At 66.8% G+C, this 16,237-nt stretch carries 14 protein-coding genes; 4 read left to right on the forward strand and 10 right to left on the reverse strand.

Annotated elements, in window-relative coordinates:
* The 10 genes from ACUJB0_RS01505 to ACUJB0_RS01550 are packed head-to-tail and all read right to left on the reverse strand — an operon-like array spanning nt 1 to nt 11,709.
* A complete protein-coding gene (locus ACUJB0_RS01505) occupies nt 1–360 on the reverse strand; it encodes a LysM domain-containing protein (protein ID WP_444843651.1) in 360 nt (119 codons plus the stop codon).
* On the reverse strand, nt 360–1,016 hold the full coding sequence (locus tag ACUJB0_RS01510; protein WP_444843652.1) for a hypothetical protein: 657 nt from the start codon (nt 1,014–1,016) through the stop codon (nt 360–362). Before ACUJB0_RS01510 ends, ACUJB0_RS01505 begins: the two co-directional genes overlap by 1 nt.
* Complete coding sequence (locus ACUJB0_RS01515; protein WP_444843653.1) at nt 1,013–3,787, reverse strand: eCIS core domain-containing protein; 2,775 nt, start codon at nt 3,785–3,787, stop codon at nt 1,013–1,015. The genes ACUJB0_RS01510 and ACUJB0_RS01515 overlap by 4 nt, the downstream gene beginning before the upstream one ends.
* The gene (locus tag ACUJB0_RS01520; RefSeq protein WP_444843654.1) at nt 3,787–4,086 is read right to left on the reverse strand and encodes a hypothetical protein; all 300 of its coding nucleotides are present in this window, start codon (nt 4,084–4,086) and stop codon (nt 3,787–3,789) included. Before ACUJB0_RS01520 ends, ACUJB0_RS01515 begins: the two co-directional genes overlap by 1 nt.
* The gene (locus ACUJB0_RS01525) at nt 4,083–6,218 is read right to left on the reverse strand and encodes an ATP-binding protein (RefSeq protein ID WP_444843655.1); all 2,136 of its coding nucleotides are present in this window, start codon (nt 6,216–6,218) and stop codon (nt 4,083–4,085) included. The genes ACUJB0_RS01520 and ACUJB0_RS01525 overlap by 4 nt, the downstream gene beginning before the upstream one ends.
* Before the next feature lie 4 nt (nt 6,219–6,222).
* Complete coding sequence (locus ACUJB0_RS01530; protein WP_444843656.1) at nt 6,223–7,542, reverse strand: Pvc16 family protein; 1,320 nt, start codon at nt 7,540–7,542, stop codon at nt 6,223–6,225.
* On the reverse strand, nt 7,539–8,537 hold the full coding sequence (locus ACUJB0_RS01535; RefSeq protein ID WP_444843657.1) for a hypothetical protein: 999 nt from the start codon (nt 8,535–8,537) through the stop codon (nt 7,539–7,541). Before ACUJB0_RS01535 ends, ACUJB0_RS01530 begins: the two co-directional genes overlap by 4 nt.
* A complete protein-coding gene (locus tag ACUJB0_RS01540) occupies nt 8,537–9,250 on the reverse strand; it encodes a T4 family baseplate hub assembly chaperone (RefSeq protein WP_444843658.1) in 714 nt (237 codons plus the stop codon). Before ACUJB0_RS01540 ends, ACUJB0_RS01535 begins: the two co-directional genes overlap by 1 nt.
* Nucleotides 9,251–9,260: 10 nt before the next feature.
* The gene (locus ACUJB0_RS01545) at nt 9,261–9,788 is read right to left on the reverse strand and encodes a phage tail protein (protein WP_117015144.1); all 528 of its coding nucleotides are present in this window, start codon (nt 9,786–9,788) and stop codon (nt 9,261–9,263) included.
* A 10-nt stretch (nt 9,789–9,798) separates the two neighbouring features.
* Nucleotides 9,799–11,709 carry a phage tail sheath family protein gene (locus ACUJB0_RS01550; protein WP_444843659.1) on the reverse strand — a complete coding sequence of 637 codons (1,911 nt, stop codon included), beginning with the start codon at nt 11,707–11,709 and terminating at the stop codon, nt 9,799–9,801.
* 524 nt (nt 11,710–12,233) lie between these two features.
* Between ACUJB0_RS01550 and ACUJB0_RS01555 the strand changes: the two genes are divergently transcribed.
* From ACUJB0_RS01555 to ACUJB0_RS01570, 4 genes are read left to right on the forward strand one after another with little or no spacing between them, the layout of a single operon-like run.
* The gene (locus ACUJB0_RS01555; RefSeq protein ID WP_444843660.1) at nt 12,234–12,599 is read left to right on the forward strand and encodes a PepSY domain-containing protein; all 366 of its coding nucleotides are present in this window, start codon (nt 12,234–12,236) and stop codon (nt 12,597–12,599) included.
* Nucleotides 12,596–13,066, forward strand: coding sequence for a DUF2271 domain-containing protein (locus tag ACUJB0_RS01560; RefSeq protein ID WP_444843661.1), 471 nt, complete (start codon nt 12,596–12,598; stop codon nt 13,064–13,066). The genes ACUJB0_RS01555 and ACUJB0_RS01560 overlap by 4 nt, the downstream gene beginning before the upstream one ends.
* Nucleotides 13,067–13,074: 8 nt before the next feature.
* A complete protein-coding gene (locus tag ACUJB0_RS01565; RefSeq protein ID WP_444843662.1) occupies nt 13,075–15,291 on the forward strand; it encodes a PepSY domain-containing protein in 2,217 nt (738 codons plus the stop codon).
* On the forward strand, nt 15,263–16,234 hold the full coding sequence (locus tag ACUJB0_RS01570; protein WP_444843663.1) for an FAD:protein FMN transferase: 972 nt from the start codon (nt 15,263–15,265) through the stop codon (nt 16,232–16,234). The genes ACUJB0_RS01565 and ACUJB0_RS01570 overlap by 29 nt, the downstream gene beginning before the upstream one ends.
* Nucleotides 16,235–16,237 lie beyond the last annotated feature (3 nt).

Below are 16,237 nucleotides of genomic sequence, written 5' to 3' on the forward strand. Positions count from 1 at the left end.
TCAGCGGCGTGGCGCCGGCGTGCCTTCGGCGAAGGTGATCAGCAGGCGGCGGCCGAGGCGCCGCGTCAGCTCGTCCGGCTGCAGCGCGCGGTTGGCGTCGGCGATGCGCCACCACAGCGTGGCTTCGCCGAACTGCACGGCGGCGATGTTGTCCAGCCGGTCCTGGTCGTTGACCGCCACCACGCCGGCGGCCGACAACGTTTCCGGCCCCGGCACGAAGCGGCGCTCGACGTAGGTGTGCTCGACGCCGTCGTCGTCGGTCCAGATCAGCAGCGGCAGGCCGCGATAGCGGCTCAGCTCGTCGAAGACTTCGGTGCGCAGGTCTTGCAGCGACGGCACCAGGGTGCGCGGATCTATCATCACAGTCCTTTCACGCCGAGTTGATCGAGCGAGCCGGCCACCGCCCGCAGCGCCAGCGCTTCCTTGTTCTTCAGGTAGCTCATGTACAGCGCGGCGCCGGGGTGGTCGATGCCGAAGTCGTTGACCGACAGCACACGCAGCGCCAGCGTGACGCGCGCGCGCGTGGGGTTGAGGCTGATGTCGAAGGCTTCCTCGGTGACGGAAAACTCGGTCACCCGCACCGGCGCCACGCGCTGCGCGCTCCACACGAACAGCGCCAACGGCGACTCCATCGGCGCGATTTCGATGGCGCCCTGGGTCATCAGGGCGTCGGCGGCGTCGACCTGGGCGCTGGTTGGCGTGACCAAGGCTTCCAAGGCGGCCAGCTGGGGAAAGATGCCGACCTCGACGGCGGTCCTGTTCGCGTCGGGGAATTCCAGCTGGTCGGTGGCGTCGATCTCCGCTTCCAGCCGGAAGGTTTCCACCGGCGGGCCTTTAAAGCGCAGCGGTTCGGTGCGGTCGCCGGTGTCGCCGCTGACCGATTGCACTTGCAGGGTGCGGTTCAGGTGGTCGGGCGTGTATTGCAGCACGATCACGCGGCCGGCGCGCCGGGTCAGCGCATCGATCATGACGATGCCGCACTTGAGCGTGTACGGGGTGCGAGGATAGGTGCTCATAGGAAGCCCTTGAAGGTGGCGTGGACGTTCTTGGGCAGGATGAAGGGGCGCTTGCCGGGCGGCGCGATATCCCAGCGGGCGTCGTTGACGCCCTCCAGCTTGAAGGTGACGGCCTTGCGCGTGATGGTCTTGCCCTTTTCCTTGCTGGTCTCGCTGGCGACGTTGCGTTCCTTGATGACGAATTTGAGCCGGAAGGTGTAGATGCCCTTGTCCTCGGCAAAGAAGGCCAGCGTCATCATCACGGATTCGCCGACGGCGGCGTTGTGCACGTCGAAGTTGCTGAAATTGACGAACCAGAAGTCGCGCGCGGTGTTGGTCTCGTCGGTCGAGACGCGGTATTTGGTGACTTCGCCGCCCTTGGCGCCGGGCTGGCCGGTGCCCTTGGTGCCCGCGCCCTCGGTGCCTTTGCCCGAGGTGCCGGGCTTGCCTTCGCCTTTGCCTTCGCTCTCGCTTTTGCCGCCGCCCTGGTCCGTGCCTTGTTGCTTGGGTGGCGTTTTGGGTTTCTTCGCCAGCGCCGCCAGCACGCTCTTGCGCAGCTCCTCCGGTGTGACCTTGGCTGGCTTCCAGTTCAGTGTCTTCAGATAGGCGATGTCTTCGTCGCTGATGCCCTGGGTGGCGGTCAGCACCTTCTGGATCCAGGTGGAGGCCGGCACGGTGTACTGGCCCTCGGGCGAGCTGTCGGCGATCGCGCGCAGCAGCGCTTGCTGCGCGGGGCTGGACTTGTCGATCAATTCGCGGATGATGCGGGCTTGAGCCAATGCGGCGTCCAGCTGATCGTGGGTGATGGGCTTGCCCTTGAGGCCGAATACGGCCATTTCCTTCTCGGTCAGCAGGTCGGAGCCTTGTTTTTGCGTGCCTTGGCCACTGGTGCCGCCGGGCTGGCCGGTGGTGGAGGTGCCACCAGCTACGCTCTTGGCGTCGCCTGGCTGGCTGCCGGCTTGGCCTTGGCCTGAGCCTTGGCCGGTGCCGGTGCCGCCGGCCTTGGGCGCGCTGCCCGGACCTTCGGACTTGGTGCCGGTGCCGCTTCCTGTGCCGGTACCCGTGCTGGTCTTGTCGCCGGTTGTCGTGGCGCCTGTTGATGTCCCGGTGGCGCCGGTCGTGCCTTTGCCTTCCGCCGATCCGCTGTCGGAGGGCGGCGTGGTTTTTTTGCCGCCGGCGGTGCCGCTGGCATCCTCGACATTGCCGGTGCCGGCCGTGCCGGTCGCGGTCACGTCGCTGTTCTTGACGGAGCCGGCACCGGCCACGCCAGCTGCCTTGACGTCGGTACCGGTCGATGTGCCGACGCCCGCCGCGCCTGCCGCTTTGGAAGTGGTGTCGTTGCTGTAGCCGGCTCCGGCCGTGCCTGCGCCGGTGCTGGTGGTGTCAACCGAGGCGCCTGCGCCCACGCTGGCCACCGACTGGCCCGAACTGCTGACCGCCGCACCCGCCGACGCGTTGCCGGCGCCGATGGAGCTCGACGCGATGCTGACGCCGACCCCGGCATTGCCCGCGCCGAGGCCGGACGAATAAATCGACACGCCGATGCCGGCGCTGTACATGCTGGTGCTGGTGCTGCCGATCGAGATTCCGAAGCCCTTGTTGGTGGTCTTGCTGGCCTTGTCTTCTCCCTCCTTGGCGTCGCCGACGCAGCGGCACTTCTTCCTGAGGTCGTTGCTGAACGGTGGCGTGCAGAGATACATATACAAACCGTTGGCGGGCGGGAGCACCCCCAGCCATTGCCTGCAGGTGATCGCCAGCGGATCGAGGAAGGGCAGCGGCGGCGGTGGGGGCAGCTTCATTCGTTCGATGGTCAGGCCGGGATTGACGCCCAGGTAGCGCTCCTTGAGGAAGTGCTCGTAGAGTTGAAGCTTGGCTTCGCCTTCGATCAGGCCCTCGGAGTTGAAGGGTTTGATTTCGCCCAGCGCGAAGCCGGTGGGCGTTGCCATGATCAGGTCGGGCACCAGTTTTTTGAAGACGCCCTTGGCCTTCTTCAGCGCCTTGCTCAGGCCTTTGACCTTCTTGGGATCGAGCGCCAGGAAGGGCGCCTTCTTCTTGGGCTGGATAACGAAATTCGGCAGCAGGAAGCGGTACATGGCTTGCATGGCGGCCTGGATCTGCTCGTGGGCGTCGGTGCCGACCTGGCGTACATTGCCCCGGTAGCAGATCCCGCAGCCGCCGGCCGCGTCGCCGTAGGTGAGCGGCGCCTTGGCCACGCCGGTCGCGGACTGTTTGACCGGCACGTTCACCTTCCAGCCGAAAGACACGGCCTCGGCGGCGATGTCGGCCTGGTCCTCGTCCGCCGCGTTGTCCTGCATCGTGACTTCGCCGTCGGGCGAGCGTTGCAGCGGGCCCCTGGTGCCGCCTTGCTGCACCACGTGGGTCAATTCATGGGCCAGCAGCATTTGTCCGTCCGGATCGCCCGGCTGGTAGCGCCCGCCCGCGAAGGCGACATGGTTGCCGACCGTGTAGGCTGACGCGTGGATCGCGCTGGCGGAGGCGTTGGCTTCGCTGTCGGCGTGGATGCGCACATGCGAGAAGTCGTGGCCGAAGCGCGATTCCATCAAGCCTTTGGTGGCGGTGTCCAGGCCTTGGCCGGGACTGTCGAGTACACGGCCGACGCTGGCTGGCGCGCCACCGGGCGCCGCTGCGTTGCTGGATGCGCGCGCCAGGTTGCCGGATGCGCTGCAGCGCTCGCAGCTGCCGCCTTGCTCGGCGCAGGAGCATTTGCGTTGCAGCAGAGGCGGCTGGACCGGATTGGCTGCGGTGCGGGATGATTGTTGGGCGGCGAACATCAACGGCTCCTCGCAATGCCGCTGGCCGATGTGCCGGCGCCATTGCCCGCCGCAGGCGACAGGGCGGCGCCCAGCGCCTGTCCCAGCGAGTGGCCGAGCGGCGCCTTAGCGTGCGACAGATCGATCCGCAGATGGTGAGCCGGCGACGGCGAGGTGCCGGCGGAAGTCGTCCCGATCCAGCCGGCGCGCAACGCGCTGGTCAGCTGCGCTTGCAGGGCGCGCTCCAGTTGCAGGCGTTCAAGCGGTGACAGCGTCATGCCATGCAAGGTCAAGCCGTCGATTACGCAGCGGATTTTCATGCCGGCACCTCTACGGGCGGCTGGGCCGGCGTCCAGGCAAACTCGCTCTCGGCGACCGGGCGGCCGATCTTCAGCAATTCCCAGCGGATGGCGTCCAGGATATGGGGCATGCCGATATCGGCGTGCGCGGCGGCAGCGTTGTGGGCCGCCGCCAGCGCCGCGTTGAAGATGGCGCCGCCCGTCATCGCGAAGCGGGCCAGGCGGTCCAGGTCCAGTTGCGCGCTGTCGAGGCGGCTGGGGTCGGGGAAGACCCTGGACCAGATCTCCTTGCGCTCGGCGACGCCGGGGAATGGGAAGCCGATGATGAACCGCAGCCGTCGCGTGAAGGCCTGATCGAGCGCGTGCTTCATATTGGTGGCCAGCAGCGTCACACCGGGGAATTGCTCCATGCGCGTGAGCAGGTAGTTGATGTCGATGTTGGCGTAGCGGTCGTGGCTGTCCTTGACCTCGCTGCGCTTGCCGAACACCGCGTCGGCCTCGTCGAACAGCAGCACGGCGCCGCCGCCCTCGGCCGCGTCGAACACCCGGCGCAGGTTCTTGGAGGTCTCGCCGATGTATTTGCTGACCACGGCCGACAGATCGACCCGGAACAGCGCCAGCGACAAGGCCTGCGCCACTGCCTCGGCTGCCATGGTCTTGCCGGTGCCGCTCTCGCCGTGCAGCAGGGCTGCCATGCCGAGACCCCGGTTGGCGTGCGCCGCGAAGCCGTAATCGTTGAGCACGGCGATGCGCTGGGCGGCGTGCTCAACCAGCCGGCGCAACTGCTGTTTTTCGTGCGGCGGCAGGGCGACATCGTCCAGCGTGGCGCGCACAGCGATGCGCTGCGCCAGACCGTCCAGCGCGCCCGCGGTGTGTTCGACGCAGGCATTCCAGGCCGCCCGTACCGGCGGCTCCAGGTTGGCGGCCGGGCTCACGCCCGCCGCGAGGCTGGCGATGCGCGACGCCGACAGCTGGAATTCATTGGCCAGCCTGGTCAGCGCCGATTCGTCGGGAACGGCGATGCCGCGCGCCATCAGTGCCTGGTGCCATAAGGTGGCGCGCTCCATTGCGAGGGGCGGTTCGACCAGCACGACCCCGGTGCTGCCCCAAGCCGCGTCGGCAAAGCGGGAGTCGACGAAGACGCTGCCTGGCAGCCGTTGCAGCAGCCGGATGGGCAATGGCTGCGGCTTGTCTCCGTCCTCATGGTCCGCGTGTGCTTCCGCGTCCTCGATCAACAAGGTCAGCGGCAGCAGCCTGGTTTCGCGCTGCCACAGGTGCAGGAAGCGTTCCATGTCCTGCGGCTGCACGGGCAGGGCGCCTGCCGGCAGCGCCATCAGCCGGTGCCCTGCCGAGGCGGCGGACGTGGCCAGCACGTCGCGCTTGGAATTGGTGTCGGCGCCCAGCAGTTGGACGATGCCGCTGCCGCCGTCGGGTGCCAGCCAGTACGACAGCTGTTGCGCCACCTGCTGCTGGTGCGGCGGCAACTGCGCGGGCGGGACGACGGGCGTCACCAGCGTTTCGATGCGTTCGTCCAGATAGTTGAGGCCCTTGATGTAGGCGGCGATCCGCTCGTCGATCCGCAGCGGCGCGGCCAGCAGCGAGTCGGCGCCGGATTGGTGGACTTCCAGCAGTTGCATGGCGCGCAGGGGGCGCTCCGGTGCCATCGCGTCCCAGCCGGCGGTTTGGAACAGGCTCATGCCAAGCGCGAAAGTGGGCGAGCGACGATACGGATCGCCTTGCGCGGCCGCGATCAGGGCGGGCATGTCGGGATCGAGTTCCGGCGCGGCCGCAAGCAACAGCATGTCCCGCTCGAAGGGGTTCAGCCCCATGCTGTTGGCCAGCGACACCAACGCGGGCGCGGGCTGCGCGGCGGCGGCGTTCTCGAAGGCCAGGCGGGCGTCGGCGAGCCCTCCATCACTGGCTGGCTCCGCTTGCGGGGTGTCTCCGGCCGGCGGCAGTTCCTGTTGAACTTGCGCCTTGCGCCGCCAGGGCCAGCGTGCCTCGGGCTCCACGGCCGGCGGCTTGCGGGTCAATGGCGGCAGGCCCGGCGCGAGCCGCCGTTCTTCGGCCAACAGGCAAGCGCGCAGCCACGCCAGTCCAGCCTCGATGCAGGCCTGGTTGTTGCGGGCGAAATCGGCGTCGTCGGCAGGCATGGCGCTACCCCGGTACCGTGATGGATTGCAGTGGATCGAAGCTGGGCGGCTGCGCGCCGAGGTCGCGTACCAGGATGCTGTCGACGCCGTCCACGCGCAGCGCCACCGGTAGCGGCGTTTCCGATGCGGCCAGCCCGGCCAGCGTGACGGTGATCTGCGCGGACTTGGCGGCCACCGGCGCCGGCCTGAACGGTTCGCCGCCGACAAAGATATCGATCCGTTGGCCCGGCCAGATTTGCGGGAACACATGCAGTGTGAGATCGAACGGTCCGGGCGGTGCGCTCAATGTGGGCTGCGGCGACAGCCGCGGGGCCAGGCTGAAGCCGATTTCATTGGTCCGGCGCGTCGGCTTGCCCGCGCTGTCGATGCGCAGGGCGACCGTGTATTGGCCGGCGGGCCAGTCGCTGTCGGCGGTGCCGCTGCCGGATGGCGGGAGCGTGACCAGTGCCTTCTGCGAAGTCGCGCCCGCCGCCAGCGGTAGCTCGAGCGGCACTGGCAGCAAGGCGTGCTTGAATTCGGCGGTGACGGTGTCGCCGCTCAGTTGGGCGCCGGCCAACGCCAGCGTGTCCCCGAGCTCGGCGGTGAGGTGGAAACCATCGGCGCTCACGATGGCGATCGACGTCAGCACGGGGATGCTGGACGGCGGCACTTGCAGGTCGGGTTGGCTATGGACGCCCTGGTCGCCGGCGCCGCGTTGCAGCACGGGCAGCGGCGAGCGCACCGGACGGTTATGCTGGATCAGCACGGTCGAGACCTGGTACACGACCGTGGGCCGGTAGCGCGCCTGCATCGCGGTCCACAGGCGGGACAGTTCGTCCGCGCCGGGGTAGTTCGGCGTGATCTTGACCAGCTCCAGCTGGTCGGCCAGGTCGATCGCGGTGCGGCCGTCGGTGTCCGGCGGAATCAGGTTGACGTTGACCGGGCTGTTCGGACTGAGCGAGCGCCGGATCGCGGCGCGCGGCAGCATCGGCATGTCGCTGAGGATTTCCATGGCGTAGCCCAGCAGGATCTCGGCGTTGAGGTCGGTGCTGCCGTAGGCGGTCAGCATGTAGTGCAGGTTCAGCGCCAGCGGCGCGTTGCTGAGGCGTTCTCCACCAGGCCCCTGCGACGGCAGCCCGACGTTGCGCCAGCCCTGGTTGGGCGTGATCTGGTACAGGAACAGGTTGAGGCGGTTCTCCTCGGTCTCGCCGACCGGAATCCGGTCCGGGGGCAAAGCGCTCACCAGCAGTGAGCCGACCTGCGCCAGGTCGTTGTTGATCAGGCCGTCGTTGAGGACGTCCTTGAGGATGGCGGTGACCGCCGCTAGTGCCAGGGGGCTGCTCATGAGCGCGCTCCCCGTGCTCGGCGCGACAGGTAGGCGGTCAACGCGTCGCTCCCGCGCTGCGGCGCTGCCTGTACAGCCGCGGGCGCCGATGCGCCGGCCGGTGCGCGCACGTCGATACGCCCGATGTGAATGTCGATGGTGATCTCCGGAGTCGCCTGGGCGGACGGCCTGGCAACGAGCGGTGCTTGCTGTGGCGGGGCGCCGCGCAAGGCGGGCTGGGGCCGCTCGGCGCTGACCAGCCGCATGGTGGCGGCAGATGGTTGGATTGGCTGCGGCGCTGGTTTGCCAGCAGGCGACGCGCGGCGCGGCGTTGCGTGTGCTGTGCCGTGGTCTTCCTGCCTGGCTGGCGTGGATGCGGCAGGTGTTGCGTTGTGCGCGGGTGTGGCGAGCAGTCGGCTTGCCGCAGTTGGCGCCAAGCGCGCGAACTGGGATGCCGCCAGATGTGATGGCTGGGACGGCGCGACGGCCCCGGCCGAAATAGCCGAAGGGGCGTGTCCATCGCGATTGAGCGGGGCGCGCTCCTCTTTGCCCGGCGCACGTTCAAAGCGGCCGGCCGGCAGCGCGGAGGCGACGGGACGGGCTTCCTGTCGTTGCCATGCAGGTGACGCCGTCGCAGCGGGATCGAATGGCGTCATAGCGGCGGACGCCCGGGTGAGCGGATGGTGCAGATCGGTCGCCGGGGGAGGGGGCAAGTTATCGCCGCGGCCCGCGCGCGCCATCGTGGCCGCGGCTTCCTCCGGCTGGGCCCGCAAACCGCGCGGAGGCGGCATACGAGGCCTGGCATCGGCGGTGGCGAACTGCATGGCCTCGAAAGGATAGGGCAGGCGTGGCCGCAACGCGTGCGTGGGTGGCGCGTCCGGCCGGCTATGCATGGCGATGCGGTCCAGCCAGCCGGTCACGGCCGTTCCGCCCCCGGCTTCGGCGAGTGCGTGCGCCGGCGCGGCCGTTTGTGCCGTGTCCGCCGCGCCGCCCGTGCTGTGTTCGCCGTTTTGCATCAGGTCTCCAGCCATTCCAGGTAATGATTACGCCGGGTGGACGACATCGCCAGGATATCGCTCTCACGCCAGCCGAAAGCTTGCGCAAGCCGGCCAACCTCGCTCAAGACCCGGCGCGCGCATGCGCCGAGCTCGGCCCACAACACGTCGATAATGTGCAGATCCGTGCTCCATTCGTGCCCGCAGGCTGGGCAGGTCATCGCGAAGGCGATATGCGCCAACGGATCGGCCCGCTCGATCGCCTGCTCGACGGCCGCCAGCGTCGCCTCGCCGAGCTCTGCCGGCGACACATCCACGCCATCGCGGCGGGCGCTGTCGATGGTGCGCGCGAGCAGGCGTCCCGGCGTCGTCCCGTCCGTCGCCAGCAGCAGGTCATGCGCGGTGGGCAGGTGGAAGCGCACGTCGCAGCCTTCGCTGTGGAGGCTGTGCGTAGCGTCGGCCATTTCGTTTGCGTTCAGCAGTGCGTCCATGGGCATCTCGATTTCGACCACTTCTTCGCAGGCGGGGCAATCGGCCAGGCACACCAGGGCGTAGCCAAACAGCCGCTGGCGCAACACGATCAATTGCCGGTTGATGTAGCCCAGCGGCCAGGAGGCGATGTCGTCCCGCTCCGGGTAGGCGGCGGACAACAGCAACAAGGCCCGGCGCGCCGGCGGCAGCGGCTGCCCCACGTCCCAGATGTCCAGCAGCTCGGCCGTGCCTGGTGTGCGCATGAGCGCCTCGTCAGCCTGGTGGTTCCGTGAAGGTCGGTTCGGAAGGTTCCGGCACCTCGTAATCCCGCTCCCAGCCTTCGTTTTCCAGCTTCAGATGCTGGATCAGCACGGCGTTGGCGTTGGCGTCGAGATCCGAGGCGGCCAGGAACTCCGACACCCAGCAGCGATACACCTTGTAGCGGATCGCCAGCTGCCCGGCCTCGTTGTAGACTTCGATCACCAGGTCCTTGCGGAAATCCTTGAGCGACACTTCCTTGCCCAGGCCGGAGCCGTAGTTCCACACCTTGTTGGCCCACTGCTCGAAGTCCTTGTCGTGCGTGACGCCGCGCTCGACGGTGATGGCGTCGAACTCCGTGCGGCCGGGCGACTTGCGGCTGGAGCTGGGATCGCCGCCTTCGCGGTGCCGCACCACCTCGGTGGTGCGTTTGAGCCCGCTGATCTTGCTGACCCCGGCGACGAAATCGTTGCCCCATTTGATGCGGAACTTGAAGTTCTGGTAGGGATCGAAGCGCAGTGGATTGACGGTGAATTGAGCCATGATCGCCCCCTCAGGTTTCGATTTGTCCGGCGATCTGCTGCAGCCGGATCACCACGAATTCCGCCGGCTTCAACGGCGCGAAGCCGACATTGACGTTGACGATGCCCAGATTGATGTCGTTCTGCGTGGTGGTCGAGGCGTCGCAGCGGACAAAGTACGCGTCGCGCGCGGATGCGCCCTGGAACGCGCCTTGGCGGAACAGGTTGTGCATGAAGGCGCCGACGTTGAGGCGGATCTGCCCCCACAAGGGCTCGTCGTTGGGCTCGAACACCACCCACTTCAGCGCGCGGTACAACGATTCCTCGATGAACAGGGCGGTGCGGCGCACCGCGATGTATTTGTACTCGTCGCCAAAGGCATCGGCGCCGCGCATGGTGCGCGCGCCCCAGACCACGCGGCCGAAGACCGGGAAGGTGCGCAGGCAGTTCAAGCCTTGAGGATTAAGCAGGCCGTTGTCCTCATCGGTCATCGGCACCGTCATCGAACTGACGCCGAGCATGGCGGCGTCCAGCCCGGCCGGCGACTTCCACACGCCGCGCTGGGTGTCGATGCGGGCAAAGATGCCGGCGATGATGCCGCTGGGGGCGAAGGGTTCGATCTGGTCGCCGTGCAAGGGATTGGGCATGTTCACACGCGGGAAGAACACCGCCGCGTTGTGGCTGGGCGCCGCGTACTTGTTGGGGAAACCGGTCTGCGCCAGGTCCACCGAGGTCCATTCCGACGGCGAATCGAGCAGCAGCATGGCGCGCCGTTTCTCGCAATAGGCGGTGGCGACGGCCACCACGCTGTCGTCGATATTGTTGCTGGCGTTGTAGGGCGGGATGCACAGCATGTTGAACAGGCCGTCGCGGGTGAACAATTGTTCCAGCGCGAACAGGCCGGTCTTCTGCGCCTGGCCGTTGGGCTTGATGAAGTCGGCCGAGGTCAGCGCGGCGCCGTCGTCGACGCTGTCCAGCGCCGCCTTCATCGCGGTATCGTAGGCGGCCTTGGCGGCCTTCACCGCCGGCGACGATGGGTCCGGATCGGCGGCGCGCGCGGCGTCCCAGGCCAGGAAGGCAGTGCCGACCGGGTCGCCCTTGACGTTGGCGAAATCTGGCAAGGCCGGCGGCGCGCCGTTCAGGTCGGCCCCGGCCCAGACGATCAACGTGGAAGCGTCCGCCAGTATCCGGTCCACGCGGCGGGCGGTGTTCTTGACGGTCAGGTTCAGGTAGGTTTCCGTGGTGCCGCCCTGCGCCGCGCTGGCCACCGTGAGATTGAAGAGGTCGGCGACGGTGACGCCCAGCTGGGTGGCGGTGGCCGCGGCGGCCGGGCCGCTGGCGGCGGAGACCATCAGGCGCAGGTAGCCGGCCCATTTGCCCGGACTGGCGGCGGCGAAGCGCAGCGAACCGGCCTCCAGCACGCGCGCCTCTGACGGCAGGTTGGCGATCAGCGCGAGGGCGGCTTGCGCGGCGGCCGCGACCGCGTTGGCGTCGGCGCCGTCGGCCAGCCCGGCGAACGCGGCGTTGGCCTGCTGCGCGGCCGCTTTCTGCGCCTGGGTGGCGTTGGCGTCGTCGGTGATGACCTTCAGTGCGGCCGCCGCCTTGTCCCTGGCGTCCTTGCCGGTCGCGCCGGCGGCGCCCGCGTTGGCCACGGCCGCGATGGCGTCGGCCTGCGCCGAGTGGAACAGGCGCACGATCACCGCATGGCTGCCGCCGTTGATGAAGAAGTCGCGCACCGAGAAACTCATCGTGCTGGCGAGCCAGAGTTCGCCAAACTTGCGCTCGAAGTCGGCATAGCTGGTGATGTCGACCGCCGTATCGACCGGGCCTTTGCGGGCGCGCCCGATGAAGGCGGCGATCGAGGTGGCGACTCCGGTGATGGTACGTACGCCGCTCGGTATTTCCTCGACGTAGACCCCTGGATAACTCAATGCACTCGGCATGACCGTTCCTTTCGACATGGCGGCGCCCGGACCGGACGCTCGCGCGCCGGGCCAGTTGCTAATTTGATGTAGGGACTTGCAAGGTGCAGACTAAAACAACCTCTGGGTAAATCGTGCGTCGAGTTCACTGAACCGTGAAATGTATTCTGCGCCGATTTCCCCTGCCAAAGCGCCTGCGATTTCCATTAAACCGAAGCCTATTGATCTAGATCTAAAACAGCGACGATCCCGCAAACGATGTATCAAACGGTGTGGTGACCTGATAAATATAGTCGGCGAAACACGACAAAAATACGCACTTTGTCACAACATAAAGCATAAATTTTTCCGGTCGAAATTCCGGCAGTGAGCTGTGGTACCGGGCCGAACTACGACCCGCCGCCTGTCTGCCGATCGCATAGCAGGAGCGCGCTCGTTCGAGTTTGATTTGTATCAAATGTTTTTGCGAATGGCGGTTCTACAATTCGCTATATATCAAGGCCTTTACTGATGAGCTAAGGCCGAGCTCAATCAAGGAGCCCGCGATGACACTGTTTCACCTGCTCGCAGTACTCGCCGCGCTTGGCGCCAGCTGCGCCGCGCACGCGGAGACCGATTGCACGGATCCCATTGCGGATTGGAAGCCCCGGGACATGTTGCGTCAGCAAGTCGAGTTGCGCGGGTGGACCGTCCAGCGTATCAAGGTTGACGACGGTTGTTACGAGGTGCGAGGCACTGATCGGCTCGGCAACAAGGTGAAGGCCAAGTATGGCCCGGCGACGTTGCGTATCCGCAGCCTTGAGATCGAATTCGGCGAACATGGCGATGCCTCCGACTACCTGCGCCCAGCCCGTCCGTCCGCTGAACATAACCGGGCACCCGGCCCGCAGACTCAAGGAAACAAGCAATGAAGAAAATTCTGACCGGCGCCTGCCTGGCGGGCACATTGGCGCTCCCCTCGATGGCACAGGCGCGCCCCGTCGTGCTGACCACGCAACTGCAAAATTACAACGGCAACGGTGCCTATCTGGCGTTCTATGTCACTGACGCCGCAGGCAACTATAAAAAGACACTATGGGTTGCCGGAAAGAAGTCAAAGTACTATAAGCACCTGAGTGCATGGGCGCGCGGCAGCGGGCTTGACGCGCGTGCATACGATGGCGTCAGCGGCGCCAGCGTCGGCAATGGTAAGTCGCTGAAGGTCACGGTTGAACTGGCCGATGCGCTGATTGATGCCGGCTATGAAATCCGCGTCGACAGCGCGGTGGAAGACGGCCGCGATCATCCAGCCGATGCGCGCGCGCAGCTGACCAAGGCCGGTGCCGGCAAACCTGTCCAGGGCCGTGGCTACATCAAATCCTTCAGTTACGACATGTAAGGCACTTTGTGTTGCGGCGCCTACACTCCATGCCCGGCCTGTTCTGCGGGCTCCTGGTCATATTGCTGGGGGTGACCGGCGCGTTGTTGTCGCTCGCTCCAGCGCTGGACCGGCTAGGCACCACCGTGCAGAGCGGCGTCAGCGTGGCCGAGATGGCCGGCCGCGTAGCGCGCCAATACCCGGGAGTCGAACAGATCCAGCGCACGCCTTCGGGCTCGTTGATCGTCTACTACAGCACGGGCGCCGGCGACAGCGTGGTTCGTGTCGATCCGGCGAGCGGAGCGGCGTCCGCCTATGCGCCATCGGCGTTCTTTCGCTGGATCAAGCAACTGCATCGCTCCATGCTGCTCGATACCCCCGGCCGCCTTGCGGCCGGTGTGACAGCGCTGGCCCTGCTAGGACTATGCGTTTCCGGCCTGCTATTGCTGGCCAAGCGCACCGGCGGCTGGCGCCGGCTCGCGGCGCCGCTGCGTGGCAGCTGGAGTCAGCGCTGGCACGCGGAGCTTGGCCGTGTTGCGATGGCAGGCCTGCTGCTGTCGGCGCTCACCGGGGCGTATATGTCGGCGGCCACGTTCGGCCTGATCTCCGACGGCATGCAGAGCGAACCCGATTTCCCCGCCGCGACTTCGGGCGGACCGCCGGTGGCGGTTTCCGCCCTAGCCGCGCTCAAGCAGGCCGACCTGTCCGACCTGCGCGAACTGGTCTTTCCCATCCCTGGCGAGCCCGCCGCAGTGTTCACCTTGAGGACGCTGCAGGGCGACGGCTACGTGGACCGGTCCACCGGCGCCTTGCTGACCTATCGCCCCCACAGCGTGGTGCGCGAGGGGTTTGAGCTGGTGTACCGGCTGCATACCGGAGAGGGCCTGTGGTGGCTCGGCCTGCCGCTTGGCGTGTGCGCGTTGGCGGGGCCATGGCTGGCCATCACCGGCGCGATTGTGTGGTGGCGGCGGCATCGCGCCAAGCCACGTATCCGCGACAACAGCAGCGCGCAGTCGGCCGATGTGGTGATCCTGGTCGGCAGCGAAAATAACAGCACCTGGGGCTTTGCCCAGACATTGCACGACGCCTTGCGCAGCCAGGGCCGGCAGGTCCATACGGCGCCGATGAACCAGCTGTCCGGGCGCTATCGCCACGCACGCGACCTGATGCTGTTGACGGCGACTTATGGTGACGGCGCAGCTCCCGCCACGGCCAACCGTTTCCTCGACCGGCTCGAACGCCTGCCGGCCAATCCAACGCTCAGATTCTGCGTCCTTGGATTCGGCGACCGGCAGTTTCAAAGATTCTGTCAGTTTGCCAAGGACGTGGATGCGGCCATGGTCGCGCGTGGCTGGCAGCGTTCGCTGGAGCTGGCCACGGTCGACCGCCAGTCGCCGCAGGAATTCATGCGCTGGGGCGTCGGCGTCGGCGCCCTGTTGGGCATCGCGCTCAAACTCGAGCACGCGCCCCGCCATCCGCCGACCTTCTTGCTGCGGCTCGAGGAGCGTATCGATTACGGATTGCTGGAACAGGAACCTACTGCGGTGCTGCGGTTTGCCGCGACACCGCTCAGTCAGGCCCGCACCCGGTTGATGGGATTGCTGTGGCAAGCACGGCTGCCGCATTTTGAAGCGGGCGACCTGGTCGGCGTGATCGCGCCGGGCAGTCCGGTGCCGCGGTTCTACTCCTTGGCCAGTGGCGCCAGCGACGGCATCCTGGAAATCTGCGTGCGACGACAGCCAGGCGGCCTGTGCTCCAGCTATTTGCATGGCTTGCGGCCGGGCGCATGCATCGAAGCGTTCATCCTGCCGAATCCGCAATTTCGGCCGGCATCCGGCAAGGCGCCTGTGATTCTGATCGGCGCAGGCACCGGGATCGGACCGCTCGCCGGCTTCATCCGCAACAACAGCGGCAGGCACCCGATGTATCTGTACTGGGGTGGCCGCGATCCGGAGTCGGACTTCCTGTATGAACCGGAGCTGCGCAATTATCTCGCGGACCGCCGCCTCACGCAGTTGCACGCCGCTTTCTCGCGCGTGAAGGATGGACAACGGGTGCAGAACCGGCTGTTCGACGACGCCGACAATCTGCGCAGCCTGATCGCGGACGGTGGCCAAGTGCTCGTTTGCGGCAGTCGTGCGATGGCCCAAAGCGTTCGGCAAGCCCTGGACGAAGTGCTTGCGCCACTCAGACTCGATGTCCAGTCACTCAAGAACAATGGAAGATACCGTGAAGACGTCTTTTGAATCGCCGCCGCCCCCGGTCCTGCAGCGCTTTAGCTTGAACGGCGCGACGATGGGCACGCGCTATACCGCCGTGTTCTACGCCGCGGCAGACGTGGACGCCGCGGCGATCGGCGCCTGCTTGTTTGCCGCGGTGGACCAGGTCGATAGGCAGATGTCGAGCTGGAACCCTGCCTCCGATCTTTGTCGTGTCAACGCCGCACCCGACAATACCTGGATCGCCATACCCGATGAGCTCGCCGAGGTGCTTGAGGCCGGCCTGCAGGTGGGCGCGGCCTCGAAGGGCGCGTTCGACATCGGCTTGGGAGCGTTAGTCGAGGCGTGGGGGTTCGGACCTGCGCGGCGCCCGCTGGCCGCGCCGCCCCCGGCACGGAACGGCACGCAAGCCGGCGTTGGCGCGGCCGGATTGGAGGTCGACCGTAAAGGGCTGCGGGTACGCAAACACCGGCCTGTTTGCCTCGACCTATCGGGCATTGCGAAGGGCTACGGTGTCGATCGGCTGGCGCAATGTCTCGACCGATGGGGCGTCACCCATTACCTGGTTGGCATTGACGGGGAAATGCGGTCGCGCGGGGCCAAGCCTGGCGGCGAAGCCTGGACGGTGGCGATCGAGAAGCCCGTGTACGGTATACGCGAGGTGATCGGGGCAATTGAACTGACGGATACGGCGATCGCCACCTCCGGGGATTACCGCCGCTGGGTTGACCTGGGTGGCAAGCGTTTTTCGCATACAATGGACGCTGCCACACAGCAACCTATTAAGAGCGATCTGGCTGGTGTCACGGTGCTGGCCCCGACCTGCATGCTTGCCGACGCCTGGGCGACGGCGTTGCTGGTACTGGGGCTGGAGCAGGGGAGCCAATTAACTCGCGAGCTTGGCATGGATGCCCTGTTCATCTGGCGTGATGGCGGGACTCTCCGGGAAGTCTGGATTGCCGGGAAATGAGCA

The organism is Duganella caerulea (genome assembly GCF_040362985.1).
Classification (GTDB): domain Bacteria; phylum Pseudomonadota; class Gammaproteobacteria; order Burkholderiales; family Burkholderiaceae_D; genus Rugamonas; species Rugamonas vulcania.